The sequence below is a fragment of the Hydrotalea sandarakina genome (genome assembly GCF_003254115.1).
Taxonomy (GTDB): Bacteria; Bacteroidota; Bacteroidia; order Chitinophagales; family Chitinophagaceae; genus Hydrotalea; species Hydrotalea sandarakina.
This window is the reverse complement of the sequence record NZ_QKZV01000004.1, coordinates 185333-200147: the sequence shown is the minus strand read 5'-3', so window position 1 is coordinate 200147 and position 14815 is coordinate 185333. Positions and strand designations below refer to the sequence as shown.

Genomic DNA, 14815 nt, shown 5'->3' with positions numbered 1-14815 from the left:
CTTTTTGTTTTTTATAAGTTTTGTTGTTGCAAAAAAAAATATATCCTGTAACTTGTTCCTATTTTATTTTCACTTTTACTATAAGCAGCAGATACTATGGGCTATTTTTTGGCTATTGATATGGGTACTACATCGGTAAAAGCAGTGGCTTTTTCCGGTTCAGCAGAAATGCTATATCGTTATTCTGTTAATAATACAACCCTTCAACCCCAAGCCGGTTATGCCGAACAAGAACCATACACTATTTTATTAGCGGTAATTGAATGTATAAATGCTGTAACAGCTTATTTGCAACACCCCCCCATGTGTATAAGCTTTAGTGCAGCTTTGCATGGTTTAATTGTGATGGATGCGGATGGAAATGCACTAACAAATTGTATTTTATGGAATGATACCCGAGCTAATGCTGAAGCTGAGGAATTGTACCAAAATAAAAGCGCTGCTGAATTTTATACAATTACAGGTGTGCCGGTACATGCCATGACACCTGCTTGTAAAATTTTATGGTTGCAAAAAAATGAACCCAAACTTTTTAATAAGGCGGCAAAGTTTATCAGTTTGAAGGAATATGTATTTTTTGCACTAACACAACAGTATGTAATTGATACATCTATAGCAACGGCAACGGGTTTGTGTAATATTCACAAGTTACAATGGGAAACTAACCTATTGAATAAACTTCAAATTAGTGAACAACAACTCAGTACCATTGTTGCACCGGAAACAGTATTTCATGGAACTCATACATTATTACCTGATTGGATAAGTAAGGTTCCATTAGTAATTGGTGGTGGCGATGGTCCATTAGCCAACTTGGGCATGGGTGTGTCAGCGCCACATCAAATTGCCGTTACAATTGGTACCAGTGCTGCTGCAAGGCGCACTATTCATCAACCCATATTAAATGCATCTGCTCAAACTTTTTGTTATTTTTTGCATCAACAATCCTATGTTATGGGAGGAGCTTCCAATAATGGTGCTAGTGTAATACAATGGTTTAAAAATGAGATTTTAAAAACCAATAGCAGTTTTGAAAATTTGTTCAATGAAACGGTAAATATTGAACCCGGCAGTGATGGGTTGGTTGTGTTGCCTTATATAGCCGGGGAACGTGCACCCTTATGGAATGCTGAAGCCACCGCAGCTTTTGTTGGTTTAACTCGGCAACACACACAAGCGCATTGTATGAAAGCTGTTATGGAAGGTGTTTTGCTAAATGTTTATGCCATCATAAAGCAGTTGATTACGGATGATAATACTGAATATACCCTATTTGCCGGTGGCGGTTTTGCTGAAAGCACCATCTGGGTTCAAATGTTGGCAGATATAACCAATATGAAAGTTATATTGCCCAATACTATTGAAACCTCGGCATTAGGTGCAGCTATAATTGGTGCTAAGGCAATCAATGCACAATTAGATGTGAATTCAAATAACATCATTACTTATGAACCTAATGTTACTACGCATCAACTCTACCAAGAAGTTTGGATGAGATATCAGCGAATTTTAGGTCAATTAGAACTTATTAAAAAGCCGCTTTAAATTTAAAGCGGCTTTTTAGTTATTGCTTCTTTTTTAAATCGGCTGCAGTTAAACCCTTTTCGGGGTCTTTTAAAAACTCATCTTTACATTCTTTGCTACAAAAGCCAATTACATAACCTTTATAGTGAATGGTATCTTCTAACCCGGCTTTTGCGGGCATACCACATGAAGGGTCGCGTTGATTATCAACCATATCAGCAGTAAATTTTGCCTGCATAGCCATTGGGGCACTAGTGGTTGCGGTGCTATCTTTTTTTGCATCCGTTTTGTTACTGTTGCCGGCACAGGCTGCTAAAATAAGCAGGGCTGATGCCGATACGATAATTTGCTTCATATACATGGTTTTGTGTAAAGTTAAAAACTAAAACTTACATGTACATTACCGCGCCAATTTAATTTTGTTTGCCCCATAGCATAATATTGGTTAAATGGTGCCATTGCACTAATTCCAACATTTATTTTTTTAATGCCAACCTCAACTCCTGAAATTATACTGGCAATATGGCCACCGGTTGCTGAAATGCTTGTACCATCTAATTTATTGGCAGCTACATCTTCATACATCATTCCGGCATTAGGCATAATGTTTATTTGCTTCATGGCAATATTGTAATAACCAATAGTACTACCGGTAAATTTATTGCCAAATATGTAGCCATTTTTAGCAGTATTTATTTTATACATTAATGAGGTATTGATGCCCCAATTGCCAATGCGTATATTATACATAGTATTCATAATAAAATCAATACTACCTGTGCCTAATTGTGCATTTACATCGGCAACGGTAATGTTGGGATCTTTGAGATTCAAATTCATTTTCCCTGTGGGTAATTTTACACCTCCGCCTACCCAAAGCTGTTGTTCAATGCCTGCTTTGTGTTCGTAAGTTTTTGTTTTATGAAACAATAAATAATTCGCCATTACCGAAGCATCGCCCAAGCCGTTTTGGTTGGTAATGCCATCATCATCTATTTGTTTGTTTAAATGAAAGGGCACTATGTACAATAATTGCCAACGCTTGGCAATATTTAAACCACCCCATAATTGTATTGAATTATAGTAATTATGACTGAATTGTGTTGGGTCGTTGGCTAATACAGTATTGTAATTACTATAGTCGTACCGAATGCCGATAAATTTTGTTCTGAAATGAGGCATTAAACCAAGGTAAAAATTACTGCCACCGCAGCCGCAAATAGCACAGGCAAATGTGATATAGGTTACACTTAATAATACAAGTGTAAGGTATATTTTTTTATGCATAAATTTATTTTAAATATAATATGTGAATACAGGTTTGCTACAGTAATTGAAAACTACCGCGCAGAAAACTTTACATTTTAAAAATTATGCATAAATGGTGGGGGGATGAAAGCAGAGATTATAGTAACCGGTAGGAATGAAAGCACTTTTTACGATATAATATTTTTGATGTACTTGCAAAGAAGTGTAGGTATAACCATTGTAAGTATTTGCAAATAAATCTATTAATTTGAAGCTTTTACTGTTGCTTGAATTTGAGCTTTCGGGTTGGGTTGCTTTTTTTAATTGTTTAGCTAAATGGCATTGGCCATTGCAATGCATTTGCGGTTTATCTTTATTAATACAATATTGTTGGGTTATTGCAGCAGTATTGAGTCGGTAATACAATTCAATAAAATTGGTTTGAAAAGTTTCCCCGCCAATTCCGGCCAACATGAGTAATATAACCAGCTTTTTTAACATATTGTTTTGCAAAAGTAGCTACTCTAAAAACAAAATAATATGCGCATAAGCATATTTTAATAAGAGGTTAAGCTTTTTGGAATGTTCCATAATTTGCTTTTGCGAATGTATATTACAACCCAATGAATTTTTATGCAGGAAGATATTATTATACAAATAAGCAACCGCTTGAAAGAAATTCGGAAAGACAAAAATATTACACTTCAGGAACTAGCTGATAAGGCAGGTATTACTAAAAGTATGCTTAGCCAGGTTGAAAACAGCCGAACAATTCCATCTTTAAATGTACTGCTTAATTTAATTAAAGGCTTGGAAATTGATTTGAATGATTTTTTTAAAAATATAAATCTGCAACAAAGCGGAAGTAAAGTTGTATTTAAAAAAAAGAACGACTATCAGAAATTTGAAAAAGAAAATGCGGAAGGTTTTTATTACCAGCGCATTTTTACTACCACATTTGAAGAATATCATTTAGATTTTGTTTTATTACGCATTACACCCAATGCCAAACGCGAACCGGTTATAACCCGAGCATTTGAATTTAAATATTTATTGCAAGGAAACTTACGCTATACTATTGGCGAAGAAGTTTATGAAATGGAAGCCGGTGATTCCTTATTTTTTGATGCGAATGAATGGCATAATCCGGAAAATACAGGAACTACTGATGCTGTTTTGTTGGTAGTTTATTTTTTTCAACCTCACAATAATGATTGAGGAATTCTGTTAACAATTTTTTCATAAAAGTTTAATATTTGTAAACAAATATTCTTTTATTACTCATTTTGTTAACTATTGCTTTACCATTTGTTAATCTTTGCGCAATAATTCCGTAACACTGGCCGGATAGTTTTGCTTCAAAATAATTGTTTATGAAGCAAATTCTCCCCAATCTATTTAAGCTTCTGTTATTATTAGCAGTAGGCTTATTGGCAACTGCTTCCGTTCAGGCACAAGCAATTGTGCTAAAAGGGCGTGTGGTAGATGCTGTAACGCAAGCCCCTATTGAAGGTGTTTCTATTGCCGTTAAAAAAACCAATAGAGGTACAACTACCAATGCAAATGGTGATTTTAGTATTTCTGTTGAAAAAAATGATGTACTTGAGTTTACCTATGTTGGCTTTGAAAGTAAGCGACTGGTTGTTCACAATGCAGAAAATGTTGCGGTGGCATTAAACCCTCAAAATGCCGATTTAAGTGCAGTAGTGGTTACAGCAACAGGTATTAAAAAAGAATCGAAGCGTTTAGGCTATGCAGTGCAAACCATTGATGCAACTAAATTAACCAAAGCCCGTGAGGCCGACCCCATCAACGCTTTGAAAGGAAATGCAGCAGGTTTAACCATCAATATCAATTCAGAAATTGGCCATTCACCGGGAATTATTGTTCGCGGGGAAAATGGTGCTAACGATCAACCTATTTATGTGGTTGACGGTGTGCCATTTACGTCGGATACTTATAATATTAATCCCGATGATATTGAAACCATTACCATATTAAAAGGACCTAATGCTGCATCTTTGTATGGTTTTCAGGGAAAGAATGGAGCCATTATTATAACTACCAAGAAAGGCGCTAAAAGTAAAGGGCTGCATGTTGATTTTAATTCCAGTACTCAAATCAATAAAGGATTTATAGCATTACCTAAATATCAAGATTTATATGGTCCCGGTGATAATGGTAAATATGCTTTTGGAGGTGGTGGTTCAGGACCCGCCAATTATAGAGGTACCGGCGCAATTGGTGTTGGCGTAAACGATTATGATTATGATGTTTGGGGTCCACAGTTCAAGGGGCAATTATTACCTCAATACGATGGTAAATATGATCCATCACAAACTTATACTACCACTTTTGCTGACGGATCAACTTATATTGGCCATGTGCAACCTACTCCTTGGATAGCACGCGGAAAAGATAATTTAAGAAAGTTTATACAAGCGGGATTACTTTCAACAAATAGTATATCATTATCTTCTTCAACTGAAAAAACCGATGTTCGTTTTTCATTTGGTAATACTTATCAAAAAGGAATTGTACCGAATACACAGTTGAATAATTTTAATGTAACAGGAAATGTAACGCAACGCTTTAATCCCAAACTTACTTTAAGCAGTTACATTAATTACAGCCGCCAATCCACTCCAAATATTCCTGATGTACAGTATGGACCTAATAGTATAATTTATAATATTATTCTTTGGGGCGGTGCTGATTGGGCTATGAGCGATATGCGTAATTACTGGCAACCCGGATTAGCTGGAATACAGCAGAAATATGAAGAGTATTATCGCTATAACAACCCTTATTTCATGTCATATGAATGGTTGAGAGGTCATTATCAAAATAACGTGTATGGATATGTGTCATTGAATTATAAGCCAACTTCTAATTTGGAATTTCAATTAAGGCCAAGTATATCAACTTATGATATGTTCAATTATGAAAAAATGCCTTATTCTGCAGGTGCTTATGGTCGTGAATTACGTATGGGTGATTACAGAGAAGACAGAAGATCTCTCTTTGATTCTTATGTAGATGGTCAGGTTAGGTATAAAAAAAGTTTGTTTGGATGGTTAGATATGGAAGCGCTAGGCGGAGGAACAGTACGTAGTTTTAATTTCAATTCGAATTTTACCTCAACCAACTATTTAAATGTTCCGGGTATTTACGCATTTTCCAATTCTTTATACCCACTAACGGGCAGCACTTTCCGTTCTTCCATGAAGGTGTTAAGTGCATATTATTCTGTTGATTTAGGTTATAAATCTTATTTAATTGCCAACGTTACCGGACGGGTAGATAAGTCAAGCGCATTACCGGCCAATAACAATAGTTATTTTTATCCTTCATTCAATGTGGCTTCAGTATTATCCGATTATTTGCATTTGCCACATGCCATTAGCTTTTTAAAATTACGTGCATCTTATGCTGAAAGTAAGAGTGGAGGAACAAATGCCTTTTTTACACCAGATATAAGCGGAACACCGGCTGCCGGCTACGGATATAATTGGATGTCGCCTTATAATGGGCCTAGTTATCAATTCGCTCAGGTTTATACTTTAAGTCCAACATTCACCAATCAATTTACCAACAGTGCCAGTTATACGAATCAAACTGTCAGTGCTAATATTCAAACTGCAGAAAGAAAAGCTACCGAGTTTGGCATGGATATTCGTTTCTTAGACAATAAACTGGGTATAGACATTACGCATTACCACTATTTAAATACCGGAATTGTTAATCAGGGAACATCATCTGCATCGGGTTATTCCAGCTTTTTAACCAATGGTAATACTTATACCAATGATGGCTGGGAATTTACCATGAATGCAAACCCAATAAGCAATGCTAACGGATTTAGTTGGCATGTAACAGCCAATGTTTCCACTTACGTTAGAAAATGGGTAAACAATTCCAATCCCAATAATTATTCAAAAAATGGTACACGTGTTGATCTTGTTTACGGTAATGCCTTTGTGCGTACACCCGATGGAAAAATGGTCATTGACCCGGCATCAGGATTGTATTTAAGATTTTCTGATTTAGGATCATCCGCACAAAAAATTTATGGCCATTCTGATCCGGATTTCATTTGGGCAGCTATTAACACTTTCAGTTATAAAAATTTTGCACTTCGTTTTCAGTTCGATGGTATGGTGGGCGGTGTAATGGAAGATTATGTTCGTAAAAAAACATTGCAAGGTGGTCGCCATATTGAAAGCGCAACCGGAGCTTTTGGTGCAGCAAGGCCTTTTGATGAAGCAAACATTGCAGCTTATACCGGGCAAGGTGTAAACTTAACAGGCGCACCTATTAATCTTGATCCCATTACCGGGCAAATTACGAACATGAAATCATTAACCGAAACAACAAATACAACTAAAAGTCAGGTGCAACCTTTTGTAACACGCATGGCTTCTATACCTGATTTAGATATTATAAAGAAAACATATGCTAAGCTGCGCGAAGTGGTCATTACTTATAATATTCCGGTGAACAAATTAAAGTCAACTGCTTTTATACGCGGTGCAAGTGTTTCACTGGTGGGTAGAAATTTATTATACTTTTTCCCCAATCGTTATAAGGATTTGGATGTTGATCAATATACACAAGACAGCGGATCAGGCCTTCAAACTCCAACAACCCGCAGTTATGGGTTTAACTTAAACCTATCATTTTAATGTTAAAAATATTCAGTATGAAACATCTTAAAAATATAGCTATTATACTGGTTGGTATTCTAATGCTGGCATCATGCTCAAAAAAAATTGATGATTTGCAAGCCGACCCAAATAGACCTACAAATGTTCCTCCCGGCTTAATACTGGGAAATGTATTAACAGCAGTGGCCGGTAATGGCAGTTATGGCACGCTTGGCGGGCTAAGCTCTTGGAATAATGTGCAAAATTGGAACCAGTATTTCTGTAATAACTACGATTATTATGGCAATAATATTTACTCATGGACCAATGGTTCGTTTGATCCTTATTTAGTGTTGAAAAATGTAGTACAAATGGAGCATGAAGCCACTGCTAAGGGTGCAGGTGCTGTTAATCCTTATGAAGCGGTAGGAAGATTTATTCGTGCTTATTATTTTTATAATTTAACGATGTTGTTTGGTGATGTGCCATTAACTCAAGCTTTATTGGGTTCCGGCAATCCTACACCGTCATATACACCACAACAACAGGTTTTTGCATACGTATTGAACCAATTAGATACGGCTAATACACATTTTGCTGCATTAATAGCTAATAACGACCAATCATTATTAGCATCGCAAGATTTGTTTTATCAAGGTAACTTAACTAAATGGCAAAAAGCAGTGAATGCATTTAAGCTTAGGGTGTTAATACAACTAAGCAATAAAGCCAATGATGCTACATTGAATGTGCCTGCACAATTTGCCAATATTGTGAATAATCCGTCAAAATATCCATTATTTACAAGTCAGGCAGATGATATGGCAGCTCAGTACGATGCTACTTACTTACAGTATCCATTTAACCCAACAAACTTTGGTTCTATTGCCCAACGCAATAACATGGCAAGTACTTATGTAAGTGCATTAACTTCAATTAACGACCCTCGTGTTTTTGTAACCTGTGAACCGGCTTGGGCATTAGTAGGAAGCGATACTTTGCAGCCTGCTAAATTTCAATACTTTGTTGGTGCCAGTACAGGTTTGCCATTATCTATAATGTATGGTAATGCTTCTGCCAATTTATATTCTTTCCCTAACAGGAAAAGATATTATTCCACTTTTGTTGGTGAACCCGATGTTATAGTTGGTTATAAAGAGCAATGCTTCAATATTGCTGAAGGAATTGAAAGAGGATGGATTTCAGGTAATGCTGAAAACTTTTACAAAACCGGTATCATTGAATCGATGAAGTTTTATGGAATAGATGTGACACAGCCCGGTTTTACGGCATATTTCTTGCCTCCCGGCAAAACATCAACTACACAAGTAACCCCTTATCCGGTAAGCTTTAATTTTAATAGCTACTATGCTCAAACAGCAGTGCAATTGTCAACCAATCCGGTTATGGCCATCCAGCAAATCGTTTTACAAAAATATATAGCTATGTTTCAAAATTCAGGCTATGAGGCTTATTACAATTGGAGAAGAACAGGTGTGCCTGCTTTTCAGGGTGGAAGTGGTGTTGGAAATAATGGTGTAATTCCTATTCGTTGGGCTTATCCCGTTTCCGAACAAGCACAGAATGCAGCTAATTGGAATGCCGCATTACAAAATCAGCAATTCAGTGCAGATGATCTTAACCAGAAAATATGGTTGTTAAAATAATAAAGTTTGCATTATGCAAAAGCATTGTGTATTTATTCTAATTTTTTGGCTTACTTGTTTATGTTCAGTTTCAGTTGATGCACAGCAGGGGAATGGGGTTTTGCCTCATTCCTCCAATGCTTTTGTAGTAATTGCACACAGAGGTAATCATACTGTTTATCCTGAAAACACATTGGCGGCCATTAAAGCGGCCATTGAAGCAGGTGCTGCCTATGTTGAAATAGATGTTAGAGAAACAAAGGATAGTGTTCCCATATTAATGCATGATGTTACTGTTAATAGAACTACAAATGGAATAGGTAACGTTAATGCATTGATGTATGATGAACTAAAAAATTTATCTGTAAAATCACTTGATGGCAAGCAATATCAGATACCAACTTTAGAAGAAGTGTTGCAATTGTGTAAGAACAAAATAAATATCTACCTTGATTTTAAAATGGCATCGGTTAAAAAAGTGTGGGAACAAATACAAAAAAACGGCATGCAACATCAAGTTATTGTGTATCCCAATAATATTCAACAATATAAGCAATGGCAACAAATGGCTCCACAAATACCCATTATAACCAGTGTTCCGGAATCGTATTTATCCGAAGATAAGCTTGCACAATTTTTTTCTGACACAAAACTAGCGGTTGTTGATAATTTATATCAACCCAAACTAATTAAAATAGCCCAACAATTGGGTATAAAAGTTTGGTTAGATGTAGAAAGCGCTAATGAAAATGAAAATATTTGGAATAAGTACTTGAAAATGGGTGTTAATGGCTTGCAAACAGATAAACCCGAGCAGTTAATTAGCTATTTAAAAAAATATGTAAGAACTAACAAAATGAACTAATTTCAAAACAGCAAAATAAATTTATGAAAAAAATAATGTTATTTCTTGTTGTAGCAATCGTATTTACCCAAAATAAACTACATGCACAACATAAAACAGAAAACGTAGTAATTGTTACATTAGATGGTATGCGTTGGCAAGAAGTTTTTAAAGGGGTTGATGCAGCATTATTAGCCAACAAAGAATTTACCCGCGACAGCAGTTTTATTGCTGAAAAATTTACAGCCCCAACACCTGAAGCAAGTAGAGCCAAATTATTTCCTTTTTTATGGTCTATCGTACAGCAACATGGTCGTTTGTATGGCAATCGTTTGTATGAAAACGATATGAATGTTGCCAACCCATATAATTTTTCTTACCCCGGATATAATGAAATATTTACCGGTTATCCCGATACTGCTGTTAATTCGAATGATAAAATAAAAAACAAAAATGAAAATGTATTGGGTTTTTTAAATAAACAAAAAGGTTTTACGGGAAAAGTGGCTGCCTTTACTACCTGGGATGTGTTTCCTTACATCTTAAATAAATGGGAAAGCGGAATATTTGTAAACGCAGATACAGATACTTTGCATTTTAACAATGCCGCTTTATCATTAATTAATGATATGCAGTTTTTAACAGCACAACCTTTAAATGTTCGTCCTGATATATTTACCTATACTGCTGCTCGTGAGTACATGAAAGCTTATGCACCACGAGTATTATACATTGCATTTGATGAAACCGATGATTTTGCACATGGTGGTTTATATGATCAATATTTGAAGAGTGCACATGCTGAAGATGCTATGATACACGATTTGTGGAATTATATTCAAAGTAACCCGAAATATAAAAACAAAACTACCTTAATAGTAACCTGCGATCATGGTCGAGGTGATGTCAATAAAGAAAATTGGCGCAGTCATGGTACCCGTATTCCCGAATCTTCACAAATATGGATGGCGGTAATGGGGCCCGATATAACTCCTGAGGGAGAAATTAAAAAACCCATGCAGATTTACCAAGATCAAATTGCAGCAACTATTGCAGAACTTTTAGGTTTTACATTTAAGGCTAATCACCCTGTTGCAAAGCCAATTCAACAACTGTTTCAAAATTAATGGTATGGTACCCGGTAATATTGAAAAAACAGCACAGGAAATTATAGGTCTTTATGAAAAATTTGGACACGAAGATTATATTGGAGAGCCGGTTTCGCAAATAGAACATATGTGTCAATGTGCACAATTAGCCGAGGATGCAGGCTATGACAATGATGTGGTATTAGCAGCTTTTTTGCACGATGTAGGGCATTTATATGAGCATGTATTGCCTAATGATGTAAGTGCAACCGCACACATGGACAAATATGGTATGGTTGATCATGAAAAACTGGGCGCAGCCTTTGTGCTGGAAAAAGGATTCTCATTAAAAATTGCCAAATTGATTGAGTCGCATGTGAATGCAAAAAGATATCTGACCTATAAATATCCTGAATATTACAATCAGCTATCCGAAGCTAGTAAGCAAACCTTAGCATTTCAAGGTGGGAAAATGAAAGCAGAGGAAGCCGCTTTGTTTGAAGCAGACCCTTTATTCCCATTATATATTGTTTTACGTAAATGGGACGAACAAGCAAAGCAAACGCATAAACCGTTGCCATCATTGTCAACTTATTACCAACGTATTATTCAACATTTAACACAACAACAGTAATATGCCAATAGAATTAGTGGTTTTTGATATAGCCGGAACAACAGTTGCCGATAATGGAAATATTAATCAAACGTTTCGCGATGCATTTTCAAAAGCAGGATTATCTGTTGCACCGGAAGATGTTGACAAAGTAATGGGCTACAAAAAAATAGAAGCTATTGAAATTATTTTGCAACAGTATCAAAAGCCATTGTTGCCCGGTAATTCGGCTAATACCATACATGATGATTTTACAAAAAGAATGGTACACTTTTACGAAACAACTCCAACTTTACAACCATTGCCTTATGCCGAAAAAATATTTGAATGGTTGCAAGGTTTAGGTATTAAAGTTGCATTAGATACCGGATTTACTCGCCCAATTACCAATGCTATTTTACATAGGTTAAACTGGTTTAATCATCCTTATATTAGTTGTGTAGTATGCAGTGATGAGGTGCCGGAAGGTAGACCGGCTAAATATATGATTGAAGCAATTATGCAACAAACGGGTGTTCAAAATACAAAGCATATTGCTAAAGTGGGTGATACAGAAGTTGATATTTTAGAAGGGAGAAATGCTGATTGTGGTTTGGTAATAGCCATTACAACAGGTGCTTGTAGTGAAGAACAATTAAATGTGCTTTCGCCGGATTATGTTATACACTCTTTAGAACAACTGAAAGCCATTATTGAATGTCATTAAAGAATTTGTCATACAAAAAGATTAATGATATAAAAGTGGCTTTGTATGCTGCCGTTATTACATTTTTAACGTATGCAACGGTATATGCTTTCCGAAAGCCTTTTACTGCGGGAACTTTTCATGATATGCCCAATGTATTTGGATTGCCATACAAAGATGCCTTAGTAATTGCCCAGGTTTTAGGATACATGTTTAGTAAATTTTATGGTATCAAATTCATTGCTGAATTAAAACAAGTAGGTCGTGGTAAGGTTATTTTGTTGTTGGTGGCCATTGCCTGGATAGCTCTTTTATTTTTTGCAATTACACCTTCACCCTACAATATTATTTTTTTATTCATCAATGGGTTTCCGTTGGGAATTATATGGGGAATTGTATTTTCATTTGTAGAAGGCAGAAAGGCTACCGATTTCATAGGTGCAGCCTTAGCTGTTAGTTTTATTTTTTCATCAGGTTTTGTGAAATCTGTAGGAAAAACTTTATTGGTTGAATTCCATGTGAATGAACTTTGGATGCCATTTGTAACAGGTCTTGTTTTTGCTATACCAATGGTGGGGTTGGTTTTTTTATTAGAAAAAATTCCACCCCCCACTGATGAAGATAAAGCGCAACGGGTTATCAGAACTGTATTAGACAAACAACAACGTAAACACTTTTTTAAGCAATTTAGTGTTGGTTTGGTTTTGCTAATTGCTGTGTATGTTATTTTAACGGTATTTCGTGATATACGCGACAATTTCGCCGCTGATATGTTTCGCGAAATGGGCTTGGGTAAAAATGCCGCTATTTTTACTGAAACAGAAATACCTATTTCATTAATGGTATTATTACTCATTGGTTCCATGATACTAATTAAGAATAATGCCAAAGCATTTTTTATTACCCATTACTTAATTATTATCGGTTTTTTAATTTCCGGTATTTGTTCGTGGTTGTTTTTGCAAGAAATATTACCTCCTGTTTATTGGATAACACTGGTTGGTTTAGGCTTATACATTGGTTATATTCCTTTTAATTGTATGTTGTTTGATAGAATGATTGGCACGTATCGTCAAACCGGCAATGTTGGTTTTTTAATGTACGTAGCCGATTCGTTTGGTTACTTGGGAAGTGTTGCTGTAATTATGGTTAAAACATTTTCAAATGCACAAATGCAATGGTCGCAATTATATGGGCTGGGCGTAATGGTTTTTTCAGTAATTGGCATTATTGGAACGGCAATGGCTTTGTATTATTTCAGATTAAAGTATTCGCAAACAAGTATTCAATATGCATAAGCAATCAGCAATTGTTATTGGTGCCGGCATTGTAGGATTAGCTACGGCAAGGGCATTGAGTTTAAAAGGATTTAGTGTTACCATAATTGAACGAAGTGAAAGAGCTGTTGGAGCTTCTGTTCGAAATTTTGGAATGATATGGCCAATTGGACAGCCATCGGGTACTTTATACAACCGTGCTTTGCGCAGTAAAGCTATTTGGAAAGAGGTTGCGGACAGTATAGGTTTATGGTACAGGGAATCGGGTAGTTTACATGTTGCTTATTACGATGATGAAATGCAAGTATTAGAAGAGTTGTATGATGCTTTTCATGCTGACGGCCGGCCCGTTGAATTAATGCGGAAAAAAGATATTATAGAAGAATTTGAAGGTGTAGTAGAAAACGGTTTATTAGGAGGTTTGTATAGTGCTACAGAAATGATTGTTGATCCACGGGAAGCTATTGCTGCAATTCCACAATATTTATCCGAGTTTTTAGAAGTAAAATTTATTTGGGGCAAAGCAGTCACCAACATTGAATCAGGTAAAGTTTATTTGGGTAAAGAATGTTTGCAGGCTGATGTAGTTGTTGTTTGTTCAGGCGCCGATTTTGAAACACTTTTTCCTGAGCAATTTAATGGCCTGGCAATTACCAAATGCAAGCTGCAAATGTTGCGTTACAATGCCGGTGCCGATGGTATGCATATTGGTACTTCATTATGTGGCGGTCTTTCTTTAATTCATTATCAAAGCTTTAAAGCCGCACCTTCATTGCCTCAGTTAAAAGCACGTTATGAAGCCGAAATGTCAGAATATGTAAAATGGGGCATACATGTAATGGTTTCTCAAAATCATTTAGGAGAATTTACGGTGGGTGATACGCATGAATATGGATTAACTTTTGATCCTTTTGACAGTGCCTATTTAAATAATTTGGTTACCCAATACTTAAAACAGTTTGTACATGCTCAGTCATGGAATTTATTACAAAGCTGGAATGGTATTTATGCAAAAATGACCAATGGCGCTACTGAAGTGTTTTTAGAACCCTTGCCCGATGTTTACATTTTAAATGGATTGGGTGGAGCCGGGATGACGCTTTCATTTGGCCTAGCGGAAGAAAAAGTAGCAACAATCCTATCATAAATTTGTACTATTCTTTTTTGATAAGCAGCAATATTTGCGCTAATTCAATCATTTATGTATTATTTAGCAGCCATATTCAAATTTTGCTTAAAAAGTT

At 35.9% G+C, this 14815-nt stretch carries 13 protein-coding genes; 10 read left to right on the top strand and 3 right to left on the bottom strand.

Annotated features, from left to right (window positions below):
• Positions 1 to 96 precede the first annotated feature (96 nt).
• Positions 97 to 1545, top strand: coding sequence for a gluconokinase (locus tag LX80_RS07870; RefSeq protein ID WP_111294982.1), 1449 nt, complete (start codon positions 97 to 99; stop codon positions 1543 to 1545).
• Positions 1546 to 1564: 19 nt separating this feature from the next.
• On the opposite strand, the gene LX80_RS07865 is transcribed toward LX80_RS07870, so the two are convergent.
• The 3 genes from LX80_RS07865 to LX80_RS07855 form a co-directional block, all read right to left on the bottom strand.
• Complete coding sequence (locus LX80_RS07865) at positions 1565 to 1879, bottom strand: YHS domain-containing protein (RefSeq protein WP_211307730.1); 315 nt, start codon at positions 1877 to 1879, stop codon at positions 1565 to 1567.
• 20 nt (positions 1880 to 1899) lie between these two features.
• Positions 1900 to 2811, bottom strand: a complete 912-nt coding sequence (locus tag LX80_RS07860; RefSeq protein ID WP_111294978.1) for a hypothetical protein — start codon at positions 2809 to 2811, stop codon at positions 1900 to 1902.
• Positions 2812 to 2895: 84 nt separating this feature from the next.
• Complete coding sequence (locus tag LX80_RS07855) at positions 2896 to 3273, bottom strand: hypothetical protein (RefSeq protein ID WP_111294975.1); 378 nt, start codon at positions 3271 to 3273, stop codon at positions 2896 to 2898.
• 132 nt (positions 3274 to 3405) lie between these two features.
• Here LX80_RS07855 and LX80_RS07850 point away from each other — a divergent pair, with 132 nt between their 5' ends.
• The 9 genes from LX80_RS07850 (at position 3406) to LX80_RS07810 (ending at position 14718) form a co-directional block, all read left to right on the top strand.
• On the top strand, positions 3406 to 3990 hold the full coding sequence (locus LX80_RS07850; RefSeq protein WP_111294973.1) for a helix-turn-helix domain-containing protein: 585 nt from the start codon (positions 3406 to 3408) through the stop codon (positions 3988 to 3990).
• 155 nt (positions 3991 to 4145) lie between these two features.
• Positions 4146 to 7457, top strand: coding sequence for a SusC/RagA family TonB-linked outer membrane protein (locus tag LX80_RS07845; RefSeq protein ID WP_111294971.1), 3312 nt, complete (start codon positions 4146 to 4148; stop codon positions 7455 to 7457).
• A gap of 17 nt (positions 7458 to 7474) precedes the next feature.
• Complete coding sequence (locus LX80_RS07840; RefSeq protein ID WP_170120404.1) at positions 7475 to 9085, top strand: SusD/RagB family nutrient-binding outer membrane lipoprotein; 1611 nt, start codon at positions 7475 to 7477, stop codon at positions 9083 to 9085.
• Between the two features lie 13 nt (positions 9086 to 9098).
• The gene (locus LX80_RS07835) at positions 9099 to 9929 is read left to right on the top strand and encodes a glycerophosphodiester phosphodiesterase family protein (protein ID WP_111294967.1); all 831 of its coding nucleotides are present in this window, start codon (positions 9099 to 9101) and stop codon (positions 9927 to 9929) included.
• Between the two features lie 23 nt (positions 9930 to 9952).
• On the top strand, positions 9953 to 11035 hold the full coding sequence (locus LX80_RS07830; RefSeq protein ID WP_111294965.1) for an alkaline phosphatase family protein: 1083 nt from the start codon (positions 9953 to 9955) through the stop codon (positions 11033 to 11035).
• A 4-nt stretch (positions 11036 to 11039) separates the two neighbouring features.
• Positions 11040 to 11630 carry an HD domain-containing protein gene (locus LX80_RS07825; protein ID WP_111295176.1) on the top strand — a complete coding sequence of 197 codons (591 nt, stop codon included), beginning with the start codon at positions 11040 to 11042 and terminating at the stop codon, positions 11628 to 11630.
• Position 11631: 1 nt separating this feature from the next.
• The gene (locus LX80_RS07820; RefSeq protein WP_111294963.1) at positions 11632 to 12315 is read left to right on the top strand and encodes an HAD hydrolase-like protein; all 684 of its coding nucleotides are present in this window, start codon (positions 11632 to 11634) and stop codon (positions 12313 to 12315) included.
• Positions 12306 to 13592 carry a DUF5690 family protein gene (locus tag LX80_RS07815; RefSeq protein ID WP_111294961.1) on the top strand — a complete coding sequence of 429 codons (1287 nt, stop codon included), beginning with the start codon at positions 12306 to 12308 and terminating at the stop codon, positions 13590 to 13592. The genes LX80_RS07820 and LX80_RS07815 overlap by 10 nt, the downstream gene beginning before the upstream one ends.
• A complete protein-coding gene (locus LX80_RS07810; protein ID WP_111294959.1) occupies positions 13585 to 14718 on the top strand; it encodes a TIGR03364 family FAD-dependent oxidoreductase in 1134 nt (377 codons plus the stop codon). The genes LX80_RS07815 and LX80_RS07810 overlap by 8 nt, the downstream gene beginning before the upstream one ends.
• Positions 14719 to 14815: the final 97 nt, after the last annotated feature.

Excerpts from the sequence above, each read along its gene's own strand:
- LX80_RS07870 (WP_111294982.1), top strand. The coding sequence starts at position 97 with ATGGGCTATTTTTTGGCTATTGATATGGGTACTACATCGGTAAAAGCA.
- LX80_RS07865 (WP_211307730.1), bottom strand. The coding sequence starts at position 1,879 with ATGAAGCAAATTATCGTATCGGCATCAGCCCTGCTTATTTTAGCAGCC.
- LX80_RS07860 (WP_111294978.1), bottom strand. The coding sequence starts at position 2,811 with ATGCATAAAAAAATATACCTTACACTTGTATTATTAAGTGTAACCTAT.
- LX80_RS07855 (WP_111294975.1), bottom strand. The coding sequence starts at position 3,273 with ATGTTAAAAAAGCTGGTTATATTACTCATGTTGGCCGGAATTGGCGGG.
- LX80_RS07850 (WP_111294973.1), top strand. The coding sequence starts at position 3,406 with ATGCAGGAAGATATTATTATACAAATAAGCAACCGCTTGAAAGAAATT.
- LX80_RS07845 (WP_111294971.1), top strand. The coding sequence starts at position 4,146 with ATGAAGCAAATTCTCCCCAATCTATTTAAGCTTCTGTTATTATTAGCA.
- LX80_RS07840 (WP_170120404.1), top strand. The coding sequence starts at position 7,475 with ATGAAACATCTTAAAAATATAGCTATTATACTGGTTGGTATTCTAATG.
- LX80_RS07835 (WP_111294967.1), top strand. The coding sequence starts at position 9,099 with ATGCAAAAGCATTGTGTATTTATTCTAATTTTTTGGCTTACTTGTTTA.
- LX80_RS07830 (WP_111294965.1), top strand. The coding sequence starts at position 9,953 with ATGAAAAAAATAATGTTATTTCTTGTTGTAGCAATCGTATTTACCCAA.
- LX80_RS07825 (WP_111295176.1), top strand. The coding sequence starts at position 11,040 with ATGGTACCCGGTAATATTGAAAAAACAGCACAGGAAATTATAGGTCTT.
- LX80_RS07820 (WP_111294963.1), top strand. The coding sequence starts at position 11,632 with ATGCCAATAGAATTAGTGGTTTTTGATATAGCCGGAACAACAGTTGCC.
- LX80_RS07815 (WP_111294961.1), top strand. The coding sequence starts at position 12,306 with ATGTCATTAAAGAATTTGTCATACAAAAAGATTAATGATATAAAAGTG.
- LX80_RS07810 (WP_111294959.1), top strand. The coding sequence starts at position 13,585 with ATGCATAAGCAATCAGCAATTGTTATTGGTGCCGGCATTGTAGGATTA.